This window comes from Hymenobacter negativus (assembly GCF_016056375.1).
Classification (GTDB): Bacteria; Bacteroidota; Bacteroidia; order Cytophagales; family Hymenobacteraceae; genus Hymenobacter; species Hymenobacter negativus_A.
The window spans coordinates 56,100-70,457 of record NZ_JAEDAE010000009.1 but is presented as its reverse complement, the minus strand read 5'-3'; the positions used below and the strand labels follow the sequence as shown (position 1 = coordinate 70,457).

Below are 14,358 nucleotides of genomic sequence, written 5' to 3'. Positions count from 1 at the left end.
TTGAGCAGGACGAAGGATTGGCAGACCAAATGTAGGAGGTTTTGCCGGGTGGTTTGGGTTGCAGCCCGAGCTTGCGCCTAACGCAATGCCAATGCAGGATTACGAAAAAGGGGCGCTTTTGGCGGTTTTAGGAATAAGCCAGCCGTTCTTTCCAACGGTTGAGCGGGGCTTCGAGCCAGCGCCACGAGCCAGCGGCCATCAGAAGCAACAGGGGCAGCAGCACTACTACCAGCATAGTTGGGCTCAGCCAGAAAGCCCGTGAGCTCGCGCCGTGCTCGCCCGCGAGCGGAAACAGCCGGAACACGGCCCGCTGGTAGAAAACAGGCAGCAGCAAGTGGTAGAGGTAGCAACCATAGCTGCGCTGGCCCACCCAGCGTAGGGCGGTGAGCAGGCGGTTTTCGGCGGCGGGGCGGGTGGCCTGGTGCAGGGCCCAGTTGAGGGTAAGGGCGGCGGGCAGGCAGCCGGCGCTGGCGTAGATGAGCTGCCAGATGTAGTGCGAACCGGTGAGGTAGAGCGCGGCCCAGAGGGCGGCCCAGGCCAGCCAGGCCAGCGCAACCCACTGGAAACGGGCCAGCCGCCGCACCATTGGCAGCTGCTCGGCGTGGCGCAGGATGGCCCCGGCGGCGAACAAATCGAGGCAGCCGGGGAGCAGGGCGAAGGCCAGGTTGGGCCGTACCCAGGTGCTCCAGGCAATGCGGAAAATGAGGCCGGCGGCTGCCACCAGCGTCAGCCAGCGCACCCGTCTGGGTACCACGGCCAGTAGCACCGGCCATAGCAGGTAGAACTGCTCGTCGACGGCCATGGTCCAGTAGTGGCCCACGCCTTCGCCCCAGTGCTGCAAGCGGTAGAACAAGAGGTTAGACACCGGCACCAGAAACCAACCGGGGTACTGGTGCAGCGTGACGAGTGGCAGCGCAAAGCCCAGCGCCAGCGACAGGTAGTAGGGCGGCAGCGTGCGCACCAGCCGCCGCAGGTAAAACACACCCAGCCGCCGCCCCCAGCGCCCAGGCGCGCCCACGTACACTTCCTGTTTCCAGACAATGCCCGAGATGAAATAGCCGCTGAGCACGAAAAACGTCATGCTGCCCATGAGGCTCATGGGGAAGGAAGGCAGCGTCCAGTGGCCGACGACGACCAGCAGAATGGCCACGGCACGCACGGCGTCCAGCCCGGGGCGGTAGGCGAGGGGGCGGGCGGTGGGCGGCATGGCGGGGAGGGAATCGGGGTGGTAAACGGAAGCCCTGTTATGCTGAACGCAGTGAAGCATCTGAGCAATGCCGGTTAATTTACCGTTTGCTCAGATGCTTCACTGCGTTCAGCATGACAATTTAATACAGCCTTAGCCCACGGTGTGGTACACGGCCTGCACGTCCTCGTCGTCTTCGAACTTCTCGATGATGGTCATGATTTCGTCGAGCTGCTCGTCGTTGAGGGTAACGGTGGTGTTGGGCACGCGCTGCAGGTTCACGCTCACCACGTGGCGGCCCTGGGCTTCGAGGGCCTTCTGCATCTGGCCAAAATCGGTGAAGGCGGTTTCGACCACGATGAACTTGTGCTCGGCGCCGTGCTCGTCTTCTTCGGTGGTTTCGTACACGTCTTCGGCACCGAAATCAATGAGTTCCAGCTCCAGCTCGTCGCGGTCGAGGCCCTCGGCGGCCAGCTTGAACACGCCCTTTCGGGTGAAGGTGTAGTCGCTGCTGCCGGCGGTGCCCAGCGTGCCCTCGTTGCGGTTGAAGATGAGGCGCACGTTGCTCACGGTGCGGGTGGGGTTGTCGGTGGCGGTTTCGATGACGACGGCCACGCCGTGGGGCAGGTAGCCTTCGTACACCACTTCGGAATAGTCTTTTTCTTCCTTGCTGCTGGCGCGCTTCACGGCGGCTTCCACGCGGTCTTTGGGCATGTTCACGCCCTTGGCGTTTTGCATGGCGGCGCGCAGGCGGGCGTTGGTGTCGGGGTTGGGGCCGTTTTCTTTCACGGCCATCACGATTTCCTTGCCGATGCGGGTGAAGTCTTTCGACATTTTATCCCACCGCTTCATTTTGCGGCCTTTGCGAAATTCGAATGCGCGTCCCATTTGCTGTGACTGAGTAACTGAGTGAATGAGGGTTGGAGGCGCGAAGCCGGGGCTGCGCGGGCTTCACCGAAGTGGGTTTCGGTGAAACAGGCCGCAAGTTAGCCAGAAGGCGCGGGGGGAGCCAAATGCCGGGCGCGGCGGGGGCTAGCGGCGGCGCTTTTTTTCGATTTTGGCGGCAGGCGCGGGCTCAGTGGCCACCAGCTCGTACACGCCCCGGTTGCCGGCCGGGTAGCCGAGGATGGTGATGGTGAGGTGCCGGGTGGCGGGGTTGAAGCGGAAGGTGCCGCGCTGCACATCGGCCCCTTTCTGGTCGTGGAAGGCGAAGCGGACGCTGTCGCCGGCCAGAGTGAACGTGCCATCCTGTTTGAACAGCATCGGGACGTTGTTGTTGCCGGGAATGGTGAAGCGTTTTTCGTAGGTGCCGGCCGGGCGCAGGGTGAGCGTGCCGCCCACGCCGCTCACCCGGGTGGGCGGGTCGAGGCTGGTGGTGTCGTACACGGTATAGGCCGTGTAGCGGTAGGTGGTGTAAAAAGTAGGCAGGGGAACTCCAGCGGATTGGGCCGGCGCCTGGGCACTTGCCGGCCAAGCCAGAAGCAGACCAGGGGCAACAAGCAAAGGCAGCGAAAAACGAGAAAACATGGAAGCGAAGGAATGAGCAGCGTCCGAAATGGTTTTTCGAAGGTAGGTCCGGATAGGGTTTGGGCCGGTTGGAAGCAGGCACCGTTCAGGCAAAGACTGCGCCCGGAAAAGCATATTTGCAATTGCCGGATTTCTATTTAACTATGCGGGATGGAAAGCCTTGGTAATGAATTGAAGCACGCGGTTGGGCGAATCATAAGATTTTGTTTTATGTACCGGCGCGTGGGCGGAGCCGTCGTGTTGCTGGCATTGCTGGCCGCCGGCCTGCCCCCGGCCGATACCGCGCAGGTGCGCGCCCTGCGCCACCAGGCCCAGCTGTTGCTACGCGAAGGGCATTTTGACCAGGCCCAGCCCTTGCTGCTGCAATCAAAAGAACTGGCCCACCGTCTGAATTTCCGCGAAGGCGAAGCCCTGGCCCTGCGTATGCTGGGCAAAGCCGAACTGGTGCACGGCAATCTGGTCCGGGCCCGCACCTACCTCACCGAAGGCGTGGCCCTGGCGCGCCGCACCCCCGGCCAACCCGACTTGCCCAATCTGCTGCTGGCCCTGGGCCAGGCCGCCAACGAGCAGGACGACTACCCCGGGGCCCTGCGCGCCTGCGAAGAAGCCCTGCGCCTCTACCACGCCCGGGGCGACGTGCGTAGCGAGGCTCAGACGCGCAACGGCCTGGGCATCATCTATAGCAGCCGCAGCGACTTCCCCCGCGCGCTGGCGGCACTGCTGCCCGCGCTGCGCCAGGCCCGGGTGCTGCGCGATACCCTGCTGCAGGTCAATTGCTTGAACAATATTGCCAACGTGTACCTGCGGCGGTTTGAGTACCAGCGCGGGGTGGATTATCTGGAACAGGCCCTGCCGCTGGTGCGGCAGTCGGCCAACCCGGGCGCGCTGGCCGACTGCCTCACCAACCTGGCCAGCGGCTACATGGCTCTGCATTCGCCGAAGGCCGAAGGCTTGTTCCGCGAAGCCATCCGGGTGTCGGAGGGCTTTGGCGAGAAGGCGCAGCTGGGGGTGGTCTTGAGCTCGTTCGGCGACTGGCTCGACCAGCAGCACCGCCTGCCCGAAGCGCAGCAGGTGCGCGAACGCGCCCTGAAGCTGCTGCAAGCCGCTGGCGACCAAGATAATTCGGTGTACGTGCTGAACGAGCTGGCCGACATGGCCGACCGCCTCCACCAGCCTGCGCTGGCCGAGGCTCGGGCGCGTCAGGCGCTGGCCATTGCCCAACGCATTGGCAGTGCCAACGCAAAATACGAAGCCACCAAAACCCTGGCCCACGTCCTCAAGCAGCGCGGCGACTACCGCCAGGCCCTGGCCTACGCCGAGCAGGCCCAGGCCGCGCACGACACCCTGTTCAGCCAGGCTAAAGCCGAAGAAATCGGGCGCTTGCAGGGCGACTTCCAGCTTGGACAGGAGCGCGACCATGCCCAGATGCTGGCCCGCACTGCCGAAGCCCAGCAGCTGCGCCTGCGCCAGCAGCAGCGCGAGCTGTGGGGGTTGGGGCTGGGGCTGGTGGCGGCCGCCGTGGGCGGGCTGGTGCTGTGGCGGCTGAACCGCCTGCTGGGCCGCAAAAACCAGCAGATTGAACAGCAGCGCGCCGAGCTCACCGCCCTTAACGCGACCAAAGACCAGCTGTTTTCCATCATCGGCCACGACCTGCGGGGGCCGCTGCACTCGCTGCACGCCTTTGTGGGGCTGCTGAGCGGCCCGCCGCTGCCGCCCGAAAAGCTGGCCCAATACACCCAGCGCCTCACCCGCACCCTCGACCACACGCTGGCCCTGCTCGAAAACCTGCTGCACTGGGCCGCGCTGCAAATGCGCGCCACCGGCCCGCCCCAGCCCGAAAACATGGCGCTGGCCGCCGTGGTCGAAGAAAATTTTGACCTGCTGAGCCCCGCTGCGGAGGCCGGCCAGGTGGCCTTGCACCACGACCTGACCGGCGAGGAACACGTCTGGGCCGACCCGTCGGCCGTGCGTCTGATGCTGCGCAACCTGCTATCCAACGCCATTAAGTTTACGCCGCTAGGCGGTACCGTGCGGGTATCGGCCCGGCGCGAGGCCGGCACCTGGCAGCTGGCCGTAGCTGATACTGGCCTGGGCCTGCCCGTGCCCACGCCCCGCCAGCAAGTGCCGGCCGAAACGCCGGAGCGCCGCGCCGCCGGGGCCGGCCAGCCCCGCAGCTCTGGGCTGGGCTTGAAACTGAGCCGCGACGTGGCCCTGCGCAACGGCGCCCAGCTGTGGATGGCCAGCGCTGGTCCCGGCCAAGGCAGCACGTTCACGCTGGGGCTGCCGCTGGCAGAAGTACCAGCAGTGGCTGAAATAGCGGTTCGGAATTAGCGAAAATCCTGACCAGCAAGTAGCTACGAAGCCTTGCCGGGGTGGCGGCTGAGCAAGCGCTGCTGCACCACCTGCGCCAGCACGCTTTCGCGGAAGGTGTGGCCCAGCGGCACGTCTACCTTGCCCACGCGCACATCCTGGGCCGTGACGGCGGCAATGTGCTGAGCGTTGACCAGATAAGAGCGGTGCGTGCGCACAAACAGCGCGGCCGGCAACTGCTCTTCCATGTGCTTGAGACTGACCAAGGTGATGTGCACCGTGCCGTCGAGCAGATGTACTTTCACAAAGTCGCGCATGGCTTCCACGTAGGCCACGTCGGCGTAGCGCAGCTTCAGATACTGGAACTCGGTGCGGATGAAAAACGCGTCGGTATCGGCAAGGGGCGACGGCGTTGGCTCAGGCACCGCAGGGCTGGCGGCGCGGGCGCGCAGCAGGAGCAGTGCCTTATCAATGGCCCGCAGGAACCGGTCGAACCGCAGGGGCTTCACCAGGAAATCGACGGCGTCGAGGTCGTAGGTGGGCAGGGCGTATTGCGGGTGCGAGGTCATGAAAACGACCAGTGGCGGCTGGCGCAGGGCACGCACCAAGTCGAGGCCGTTGAGGCGGGGCAGCTCGATGTCGGTTATCAGCAGGTCGACGGGCGTGCGGGCCAGGTGCTCAAAAGCCGGCAGCGGGTCGTCGTAGCTGCCAGCTAGCGTCAGGGAAGGAATTTGCTCCACGAAGCCGACGGCTAGGTCGCGCACCAGCAGGTCGTCGTCCAGAACCAGGCAACTGAAGGGGGGAGAAGCAGACATGAGCAGAAGGAGAACGCCGCGGCGCCGGTTTATCGACCAAGGAGCAAGTACATCGACTTTCCATCAGCCTTGCTCGACTTCCTTGTCGGCGCAAGGTAACGCGCGGCTACTTTTCTTCCCAGAGTGCCGGCCTTACCTTGCTTCTGCTCACTATTTCTCCTCCTATCTGCTACATGAACAAACTGTTTTGCGTCCTGCTGCTGGCAACGATGTCGGAAGCGGCCCATTGCCAGACCATCGCACCCCCTAAAAAGCCTACCGGTGCCACGGCTTCGGCGGCCTCCCAACTAGGATGGGCTACCGGGCTGCCACCCAAGTTCTTCGGGACGTACACCTACACGGTGTATCTGGTGTACGACCCCGCCCACGGCCAGAAGCCCACCAACACGCGTGGGGTGGGGGGCACCCTCACGTTGGGAGCGGCGGGGAGCTACGAGAAAAAGCTGCAAATACCGGGGCCCTACGGCAGCTACCATTTCGACGAAACGGGGCGGTACACCATCAAGGGTCAGAACATCGAGTTCACCTATACCAATTCGAAAGGCAAGCCGGTAACCTATGGCGGCACCTTCAGCTACAGCGAGCCCGCCCTCTCGCTGAGCATGATACTGAACCAGGATGCCAACGGCGGCCGTGAAGTATTTGGCTTGGTAGTGAAAGGCTCAGAGTCCGTGAAGCGCACTTTTAACGACGATGGCACGGTGAAGCTGGGTAGCTAATTTCTCTGATGAATGATTGGTCTTTAAAAAAATGACTCACGGTATTTAGCAACCTTTATTTCCGGCAAGCTCATGAGAATCTTCGTCTTTTGGCGTAGCGCCGTGCGCTGCGGTGCCCTGTTTGGCGCGGTGCTTTCGATGGCGGCCGCGCCGCGCGACGCTGCCGCGGAGGATTGGCCTGCTGTGGCATGCACTACTCCGCCCGTTGCTTCGGCCGCGCCGCTGGCGGGCAAGGTGGTGGGCGGGAAGCCGGTGGGCCTGTTCTTCATGACACGCTACCTCATGGCGTTTCATTCGCTCGAAAAAGCCACTTACTACTTCACGCCGGCCGGGCAGGTGTATAATAATCCGGTCGACTTCACGCCGACGAGTCTGGCCGGCTTGCCCGCCAACGCCCGGGGTACCTATAGCCTGGCCGGCGGCCAGCTCGTGATGAAATGGGCCGATGGCAACACCTCAAAGGCCATTTTTGAGAATCCTTCGACCAATTCCTTTTCCTGGGATATGGGCATTTTCGTGGGCATGAGTCCGTTTGCCAACCCCCGGCAGCTGGTGGGCACTTTCGAGGGCGGCAACTCGGTGAGCAGCAGCAGCGGCGCAGCGGCGGCGGTGAGCAGCCTAAACTTCCGGGCTGACGGCAGCTACAGCGGCAGCAGCGCTTCCTCCTTCACCACCAACACCAGCGGCAGCAATGCCCACGTCGGCAGCTCAGGGGAGGCGGCAGGCCGTTGGGCCCTGGCCGGCTGGACACTCACCCTCACCGATGCCGCCGGCCGCACCACGCGCGGCGTGGCTTACCCCATCGAAACCAACGACAAAACCGGGCAGGTGACGCGGTTTTATTTCAATAACGTGGCCTACAAGCGGTTGTAAGCAAGCCGAACCTCAGATGCAGTATCAACCCAATTCGGCCCGACTCTCCCTGCGCAGCACTTGGCGGCTCGCCGTGCTAAGCTTAGGGCTATTGAGCATTAGCCTGATGAGTGCCGCCGCCCAGCCGGCCTATCAGGGGCCGCCCGGCGCCACGGTTTTTGCCAAAGCCCAGCAGCTGGAAGCCGCCGGCAACAAAGCCGCCGCCACCGCCGCCTACCAGCAGGCCTACGAAGCCTACATGAGCGTGGACGACTCCGATGGCATGACCAAAGCGCTGGCTCGCAAAAACGCCCTGAGTGGCGCGGCCCGTGGCCCGGCCGCGCGCCCGGCGGCCGTCGCCCCACGCCCGGCTGCACCTGCTCCGGCACCCGTTGCGGCCCGGCCGGCTCCCGCCGTTGCGCCCGCGTCTGTGGTGGCGCCCCTGCCCGGCCGGACCACGGGCGGCAAGCCGGTAGGGCTATTCTTCTTTATGAATGTGTTTAGTAATGAGCGAATTTACTATTTCACGCCGGCAGGTCAGGTGTATGTGGACCCCGCCAATTTTTCGCCCGCGGGCCTGGCCGCCGTCGACCCTCGCTGGCGTGGTACCTACGCCGTGAACGGCAACCAGATGACAGTGCGTTGGGCCGCCGGCCAGTCGGAAACCTACGAGTATAAGTCCGACCCAAGCGGTTTCAGTTGGAATGGCGGGTTTGTCTGCGTGGGGCCGTTCAGCAACGCTCGTCAGCTTCTGGGCACGTTTGAGGGCCGCAATGCCGCCGTGAGCGTTACCGCCAGCTCGCTGGCGGTGTACCGCACGCTCAATTTCAAGGCCGACGGCACCTTCACCCGCGACAACCTCACCGACGGGCACCTGGAAGCGAATACCGGCTCGGTCACCAACGTTTCGTCGGCTTCCAAACAAGCGGGCCGCTGGAGCCTGAACGGCTGGTTTCTGACTCTGACTGACGGGCAAGGCACCATTCGCAACTTGGCCTTCCCCACCAGCCTGGACGAAAAAACGGGCAAGGCCTATTACTTCCGTTTCAACGGAACTACTTACAAAACCACGGCCCAGTAGAAACTCAAAGCTCTTTATCAGCTGCTGCTAATTACAACCTTATGCTCATGCTCCATTTTCACCCCGCCCTTTTTCGCTTCGTCCTGCTAAGTTTATTGATTGCGGGCCGCGCTCAGGCGCATTTGGCCGTGGCGCCCGGTCCTGCGCCGGTGGCCGGCCATATGGTCGGCAACAAGCCCGTGGGCCTGTTTTTTGTCACGAAGTCGGTACTGGGCAATTTTATGACCATGAGCTATTACTTCGGCCCCGATGGCCTGGCCTATGAGAACCCCGTGGGCTTGAGCGCGGCCGAACTGGCCTCCACGCCCGCCAAATCGAAGGGCCGCTATTCGGTGACGGGCAAAACGCTGTCCATTGCCTGGAACGGCTATCCCAAGCCCGAAACAGCCGAAATGAACATGCTGGGCGGCGGCTTCAGCTGGAGCGGGGCGAGCATTTTCTCGGCCGTGGGGCCGTTCAAGAGCCCCAGCCAACTGGTGGGGAAATTTGAGGGCGGCACCTCCACGGTTGCTTCGGCGATGGGGCAGGCCACGGTTTCGAAAGCGCTCATTTTCAAGGCCGACGGCACGTGCCAGGGCAGTGGCGTAGCCACGGTCACGTCCGTCACGGACCGCAGCGTGGCCGAAACTGGCGGCACCTCGGCCAATACCGGCCACTGGCGGCTTGATGGCTGGTTTCTGACCCTCACCGATGCGCAGGGCCACACGGTGCGCAACGTGGCCTACCCGGTGGGCGACGGCAAAGGCAAGGTCACGCTGTTCAATTTCAACGGCATGGCCTACTCGCGGCAGTAGCCAGGAAATTCCATTCCGACTGCTTCGCCGGGCCGGTTCCGTACTTTTGGGGCATGCCTACTTTCCTTCGCGAACTTATCCACCCCGCCGCCGAACTGCCCGCAGCCGACGTGTGCCTCGTGGGCCTGCCCATTGATTTCGGCACCGTGCTGGAAGGCGGCCGGGCCGGTGCGGCCTGTGCGTCCGCCGCCATCCGCCGCGAGCTGCGCCGCTACCACAAAACCTACAACCTGGAGCACGGCATTAGCCTTGACAACCTGCGCATTGCCGATGCCGGCAACCTTGCCCTGCGCCACCCCGACCACGCCCAGAACCACGCCCACATCCGGGAGCGGCTGGGCCAGCTGCTGCGCCAGTACCCGCACGTGGTGGTGCTGGGCGGCTCGCACGACGGCACCTACTCCACCGTGCGCGGCCTCTGGGATGCCAATGACGGGCAGCCGGTGGGCGGTATCAATTTCGATGCCCACGCCGACGTGAAGGACAAGCCCGAAATCAGCAGCGGCACCCCGTTTGGCCGGCTGCTGCGCGAAGGGTTTTTGCCGGGCGAGCGGTTCACCGAAATTGGCCTGCACTCCAACCTCAATACCCGGGAAGATATCGAGTTTCTGCACCGGCAGCAGGCTCACATTGTGCCGCTGGCCCATGTGCAGGAGGGCGGTATGGAGCTGTACGTCGGCCACGCCCTGCAACGTGCCACCACGGCTGGCCCCGCCTTCGTGAGCTTCGACATTGATGGCTGCGCCGAAGCCTTCGCCCCGGCCGTTTCGGCCCCAAGTGCCGATGGCTTCACGCCCCGACAGGCGGTGGAAGCCGCGTTTCTGGCCGGCCAAAAAGAAGCGGTCCGGCTGTTCGAAATCGTGGAGCTAAATCCGCTCTACGACCGCGACAACCAGACCGCCCGCTTAGCCGCCACCATCATCACCGCCTATCTGACGGGCGTGGCGGGGCAGTTGAAATCATAACAGCGCTTAGCTGCCCACGCCGCCTCGGTAGAGCGGCGGGGGAGTGAATGACTTATAGCTACCAGATTTTTTGGCGGCTTTGTAGGCCTTTTTATAGGCTTTCGACTTCTTGTGTTTGCGGCGGCCGGTGAGCAGCCACGCCGCGCCGGCCGCCAACAGGCTCCCGCCGATGATGGCGGCTTTCAGCGGCAGCGTGTCTTTGGGTGCGGGCGGGAGGTGTTCCACGCCGCTGGCATCGGTGCGGGCGGGCTCGTTCACGTAGCGGCCGTGGGTCGGAATTGGGTAGTTATCGGCCAGTTGGTGCAGGCCAGCGGCTGCCTCCGGGCCGATGATAACCGGGCCGTGGCCGCAGCCAATGGCCTTGGGCTCCAGCGCAGCCAGGGTTTGCACCGATTTACGCGAGGCTTCCCAATCGTAGTTGAACGGCGTGCCGGCCCGGCTGATTTTGGGCGCAGCCAGCAAAATGGCCGGCACGGAGTCGTGGTGGCAAGTGGCGAAGGCATCGGCCCCAATCAGCACGCGGTCGGCTTCGCGAAAGAAGGCCAGCTGGCCGGGGGCGTGGCCCGGCACGTGCAGCCAGCGCCAGTTCATGAGGAAGGGCGTGCTGGGGTCGTCGGCGTCGAGGGCCTGCACGCGGTCGGTCAGGTTGGGCAGCTGGGTGGGGAAGAAACGGCTCATGAAGGCCAGCGAGCCGCCCACGGTGGGGTCACGGGGCGGGTACAGGGCCTGGCCGGTTACGTAGGGCAGCTCGAGCGGGTGCACTACAATGGGCACGTTCCAGTGGTCGGCCAGCTCTTTGGCCGAGCCCAGGTGGTCGAGGTGGCCGTGGGTGAGGATGATGGCCTCGGGGTGGGAGCCGGGGTAAAACAGTTTGTCCGCAGCGGCGAGGATGGTTTTCTTGCTGCCGGGCAGGCCGGTATCAATCAGCACCCACTCGCCGGGGGTGCCGGTTTCAACAAAATAAACGTTGACAAAGCGCTGAATGCGAAGCTGCGTGACGCCGGCGGCTAGGGTATCCATAGGGCGGGAGATGGGTTGGTGGAGCAAATCTGTACGCAGATTTTGCCGGCGGGATATGTTTCCCGCTCCGTGAGCGGCTGGTTGGGGTGATGAAAAATAGTTTGACTGGGCCGTGTAACGAATCGGTCGAAGCCCGGTAATCCTTTTGTTGGCCGCCTCCACTGACAACTGGCCCGGTCCGTAGCGCATCATTATTTCGTCCCCAAACCTTCACTTCCCAACCCCCATGAAAAACCTGATTTCTGTACTCGCCCTGGTGTGCGGTGCCTTCGCCGCCACCGCCCAAACCACCGAACCCCAGTTCAAAACCACCTGCGAAAACAACTCCTGGAACCGGGGCGACAAATTGATGAAAGGCTTTTGCGAAACCCGCGACCTGACCATGAGCGCCCCCGCCGGCCAGCCCCTGAGCGTGAACGCCGACCCCAACGGCGGCATCACCGTCCACGGCTGGGATGGGCCCAACGTCCGCATCCGCGCCCGGGTGCAGGCCTGGGCCACCACCGAAAAAGAAGCCACCGACCGCGTCAAGCGCATCGCCATCGGCACGGCCAACAACACCCTGCGCGCCGCTGACCCCGACAAGGACCAGAACTGGAGCGTGAGCTACGAAATATTCGTGCCCCGCACCACCGCCCTGGCCCTCAATACCGTGAATGGCGGCATCAGCCTCGATAACCTCAACTCGGCCATCACCTTCGAAACCACCAACGGCGGCGTAAACCTCGCCAACCTGGGCGGCCAGGTGAAGGGCGAAACCACCAACGGCGGCGTCAACATCACCCTCACGGGCAGCAAGTGGGACGGCAAAGGTCTGGATGTGGCCACTACCAACGGCGGCATTCACTGGAAGCTGCCCCGCACGTATTCGGCCCGCCTCTTCACCAGCACCAACATGGGCGGCATCCGCACCGAGCTGCCGGTAACCAAGTCGGGCATGTTCCACAAAGAGGTGGAAGCCAGCCTGGGCCAGGGCGGCGCTACCGTGAAGGCTGTGACCACCAACGGTGGCATCAGCGTGGACCAGGAGCGCGATTAAGGTCCGTGCCCATTGGTCTAGCCGCGCTCATAAAGCTGAAGTATATAACAATATAAATTAATATATTTACTCAGAATAGTGTGTAGGTTTTTCAGGCGCTTTTCGTGCCCCTTCTCATGCAGCAGCTCCGTCGCTTTGGTGGCTTTTTTCTCCTGATGCTCACGTTGGGGCTGGGGGGATTTCCCGGACGGGCGCAGGACGTGCCCGCTGCCGACAGCACCGAACGGCCGCCGGCGCCCCCGCGTGCGCCTACGCCCTTGCCCCGAGAAGTGGTGCGCCTGAAAGCGGCGCTGAGTGCGTCCGTCGGCACCGCCGAAGCTGCCGATTCGCTGCTCGTGCGCGCCCGCCGGCTGGCGTACCTGCCCGGGCAGGTAGTGGCGCTGGCTCAGCTGGCGGGCATCAAACTGCAGCAGGAATCTCCGCAGGCCGACGGCTTGCTGAAGGAGGCCGAAGCGCTGGCCGGCCAGCTGCACGACCTGAAAGAAGCCGGCTGGGCCCTGAACCAGGTCAGCCGGCTCCAGCGGCGCTTCGGCCACCTTGCGCCCTCGGCGGCCGGGGCGTATGGGCCGCTGCTGGAGGCCTTAGGCGATGCCATGGGCCGCAGCGTGCCGGCGCCGAAAGTTATTCGGGTGCTGAAGGACACGGAGTTCAATCCGCTCAATGCGGCGGCAATTGCCCGTCTGGAAAAGCAGCGCGTGCGGAGCCGGCTGGGGCCGTTGCCCAAAAGCGCGGCGCTGGCCATGCAGGAGCCTATGCACGGCCATGATATTCGGGTGGAACTGCGCCGGATGGACCACTGGCTCGATACCCTGCTCGTCCGCGAGCCCACCCCGCCGCAGGTGGTGCGCCAGCTGGCCGCCCGCCGCAAGCGCCGCGACAGCAGCCAGGCCCTCAGCCAAGCCTACGCCAAGGAGGGCGACTACGCCCGGGCCTACCGCTACTTCCTGCAATACAGCGCCTACAAGGACAGCCTGACCATGGAGGGCACCACCCGCCGCCTGGCCGCGCTGGAGTACAAGCAAAACCTGCTGAAAAAAGAAGCCCAGATTCAGCAGCTCAACCGGCAGCGGCGGGTGCGGGAGCAGGTGGCCCGGCGGCAGCAGCAGTTTGTGGTGGCGCTGGTGGCCTGCGTTGCGCTGCTGGCCGGGGTAGCGTTTGTGCTCATCCGCACCAACCGTGCCCGGCAACTGGCCAACCACCAGCTGCGCGAGCAAAAGGAAACCCTGCAACACACCCTGACGGAGCTGAAAGCCACCCAGAACCAACTCATTCAGTCCGAAAAAATGGCCAGCCTGGGCGAGCTCACGGCCGGCATCGCCCACGAGATTCAGAACCCGCTCAACTTCGTCAACAACTTCTCCGAAGTCAGCAACGAGCTGGTGGCCGAGCTGCGCGAGTGCCAGCACCAGCAGCCCCGCGACCCCGAGCTGGAGCAGGAATTGCTGGCCGACGTGCAGCAGAACCTCAAAAAAATCAGCGAGCACGGCAGCCGGGCGTCGGCCATCGTGCGGGGCATGCTGGAGCACGCCCGCACCAGCACCGGCCAGAAAGAATCCGTCGACCTGAACGCCCTGACCGAGGAATACACCCAGCTGGCCTACCACGGTGCCCGCGCCAAAGACCAGACCTTTGAGGCCCGCCTCACGACCAACCTGGACCCCCGCCTGGGGCGCGTGCTGGCCGTGCCGCAGGAGGTGAGCCGGGTGCTGTTGAACGTGCTCAGCAACGCCTTCTACGCGGTGCAGAAAAAACAGGAAGGCCATCCCACCGGCTACCAGCCCGAGGTGAGCGTGAGCACGAAGCGCACGGGGCAGCAGGTTGAAATCCACGTTCGGGACAACGGCATCGGCGTGCCCACGAGCCTGAAGCAGAAGGTGTTTCAGCCGTTCTTCACCACCAAGCCCGCCGGCGAAGGCACCGGCCTGGGTTTGTCGCTGAGCTACGACATCATCACGAAAGGCTACGGCGGCACTTTCACCCTGGAAAGCGAGGAAGGCCAGTTCACGGAATTAACCCTGACGCTGCCCGCCGTGGCGGCTTGATTTTCAAT

The 14,358-nt window shown here is 63.9% G+C and carries 13 protein-coding genes; 8 read left to right on the top strand and 5 right to left on the bottom strand.

From position 1 onward, the window contains the following. Positions 1-127: 127 nt before the first annotated feature. From I7X13_RS17310 to I7X13_RS17300, 3 genes are all read right to left on the bottom strand, one after another. Positions 128-1,207: an acyltransferase family protein gene (locus I7X13_RS17310; protein ID WP_198076436.1), complete on the bottom strand. Its 1,080-nt coding sequence runs from the start codon at positions 1,205-1,207 to the stop codon at positions 128-130. Between the two features lie 132 nt (positions 1,208-1,339). Then, complete coding sequence (locus tag I7X13_RS17305; RefSeq protein WP_198076435.1) at positions 1,340-2,074, bottom strand: YebC/PmpR family DNA-binding transcriptional regulator; 735 nt, start codon at positions 2,072-2,074, stop codon at positions 1,340-1,342. 144 nt (positions 2,075-2,218) lie between these two features. Continuing rightward, on the bottom strand, positions 2,219-2,713 hold the full coding sequence (locus I7X13_RS17300) for a hypothetical protein (protein ID WP_198076434.1): 495 nt from the start codon (positions 2,711-2,713) through the stop codon (positions 2,219-2,221). A gap of 210 nt (positions 2,714-2,923) precedes the next feature. Here I7X13_RS17300 and I7X13_RS17295 point away from each other — a divergent pair, with 210 nt between their 5' ends. After that, positions 2,924-5,044: a tetratricopeptide repeat-containing sensor histidine kinase gene (locus I7X13_RS17295; protein WP_198076433.1), complete on the top strand. Its 2,121-nt coding sequence runs from the start codon at positions 2,924-2,926 to the stop codon at positions 5,042-5,044. Positions 5,045-5,067: 23 nt separating this feature from the next. Here I7X13_RS17295 and I7X13_RS17290 read toward each other — a convergent pair whose 3' ends face one another. Then, on the bottom strand, positions 5,068-5,838 hold the full coding sequence (locus I7X13_RS17290; protein WP_198076432.1) for a LytR/AlgR family response regulator transcription factor: 771 nt from the start codon (positions 5,836-5,838) through the stop codon (positions 5,068-5,070). 173 nt (positions 5,839-6,011) lie between these two features. On the opposite strand from I7X13_RS17290, the gene I7X13_RS17285 reads away from it, so the two are divergent. The 5 genes from I7X13_RS17285 to I7X13_RS17265 all read left to right on the top strand — a co-directional run bounded on the left by I7X13_RS17285 (position 6,012) and on the right by I7X13_RS17265 (position 10,249). Continuing rightward, entirely contained in the window at positions 6,012-6,557 is a 546-nt protein-coding gene (locus I7X13_RS17285) for a hypothetical protein (protein ID WP_198076431.1), read from the top strand. A 72-nt stretch (positions 6,558-6,629) separates the two neighbouring features. Further along, on the top strand, positions 6,630-7,430 hold the full coding sequence (locus I7X13_RS17280; RefSeq protein ID WP_198076430.1) for a hypothetical protein: 801 nt from the start codon (positions 6,630-6,632) through the stop codon (positions 7,428-7,430). A 106-nt stretch (positions 7,431-7,536) separates the two neighbouring features. Then, entirely contained in the window at positions 7,537-8,490 is a 954-nt protein-coding gene (locus I7X13_RS17275) for a hypothetical protein (RefSeq protein WP_198076429.1), read from the top strand. A gap of 47 nt (positions 8,491-8,537) precedes the next feature. Further along, positions 8,538-9,284 carry a hypothetical protein gene (locus I7X13_RS17270; protein WP_198076428.1) on the top strand — a complete coding sequence of 249 codons (747 nt, stop codon included), beginning with the start codon at positions 8,538-8,540 and terminating at the stop codon, positions 9,282-9,284. Positions 9,285-9,337: 53 nt separating this feature from the next. After that, positions 9,338-10,249, top strand: coding sequence for an arginase family protein (locus I7X13_RS17265; RefSeq protein WP_198076427.1), 912 nt, complete (start codon positions 9,338-9,340; stop codon positions 10,247-10,249). A gap of 6 nt (positions 10,250-10,255) precedes the next feature. Here the strand turns inward: I7X13_RS17265 and I7X13_RS17260 are convergent, their stop codons facing one another. Further along, positions 10,256-11,269 carry an MBL fold metallo-hydrolase gene (locus I7X13_RS17260; protein ID WP_198076426.1) on the bottom strand — a complete coding sequence of 338 codons (1,014 nt, stop codon included), beginning with the start codon at positions 11,267-11,269 and terminating at the stop codon, positions 10,256-10,258. 226 nt (positions 11,270-11,495) lie between these two features. Between I7X13_RS17260 and I7X13_RS17255 the strand changes: the two genes are divergently transcribed. Together I7X13_RS17255 and I7X13_RS17250 are read left to right on the top strand one after the other, a co-directional pair. Further along, positions 11,496-12,308, top strand: a complete 813-nt coding sequence (locus I7X13_RS17255) for a DUF4097 family beta strand repeat-containing protein (protein ID WP_198076425.1) — start codon at positions 11,496-11,498, stop codon at positions 12,306-12,308. A gap of 116 nt (positions 12,309-12,424) precedes the next feature. Next, the gene (locus I7X13_RS17250) at positions 12,425-14,350 is read left to right on the top strand and encodes a sensor histidine kinase (protein ID WP_233454831.1); all 1,926 of its coding nucleotides are present in this window, start codon (positions 12,425-12,427) and stop codon (positions 14,348-14,350) included. Positions 14,351-14,358: the final 8 nt, after the last annotated feature.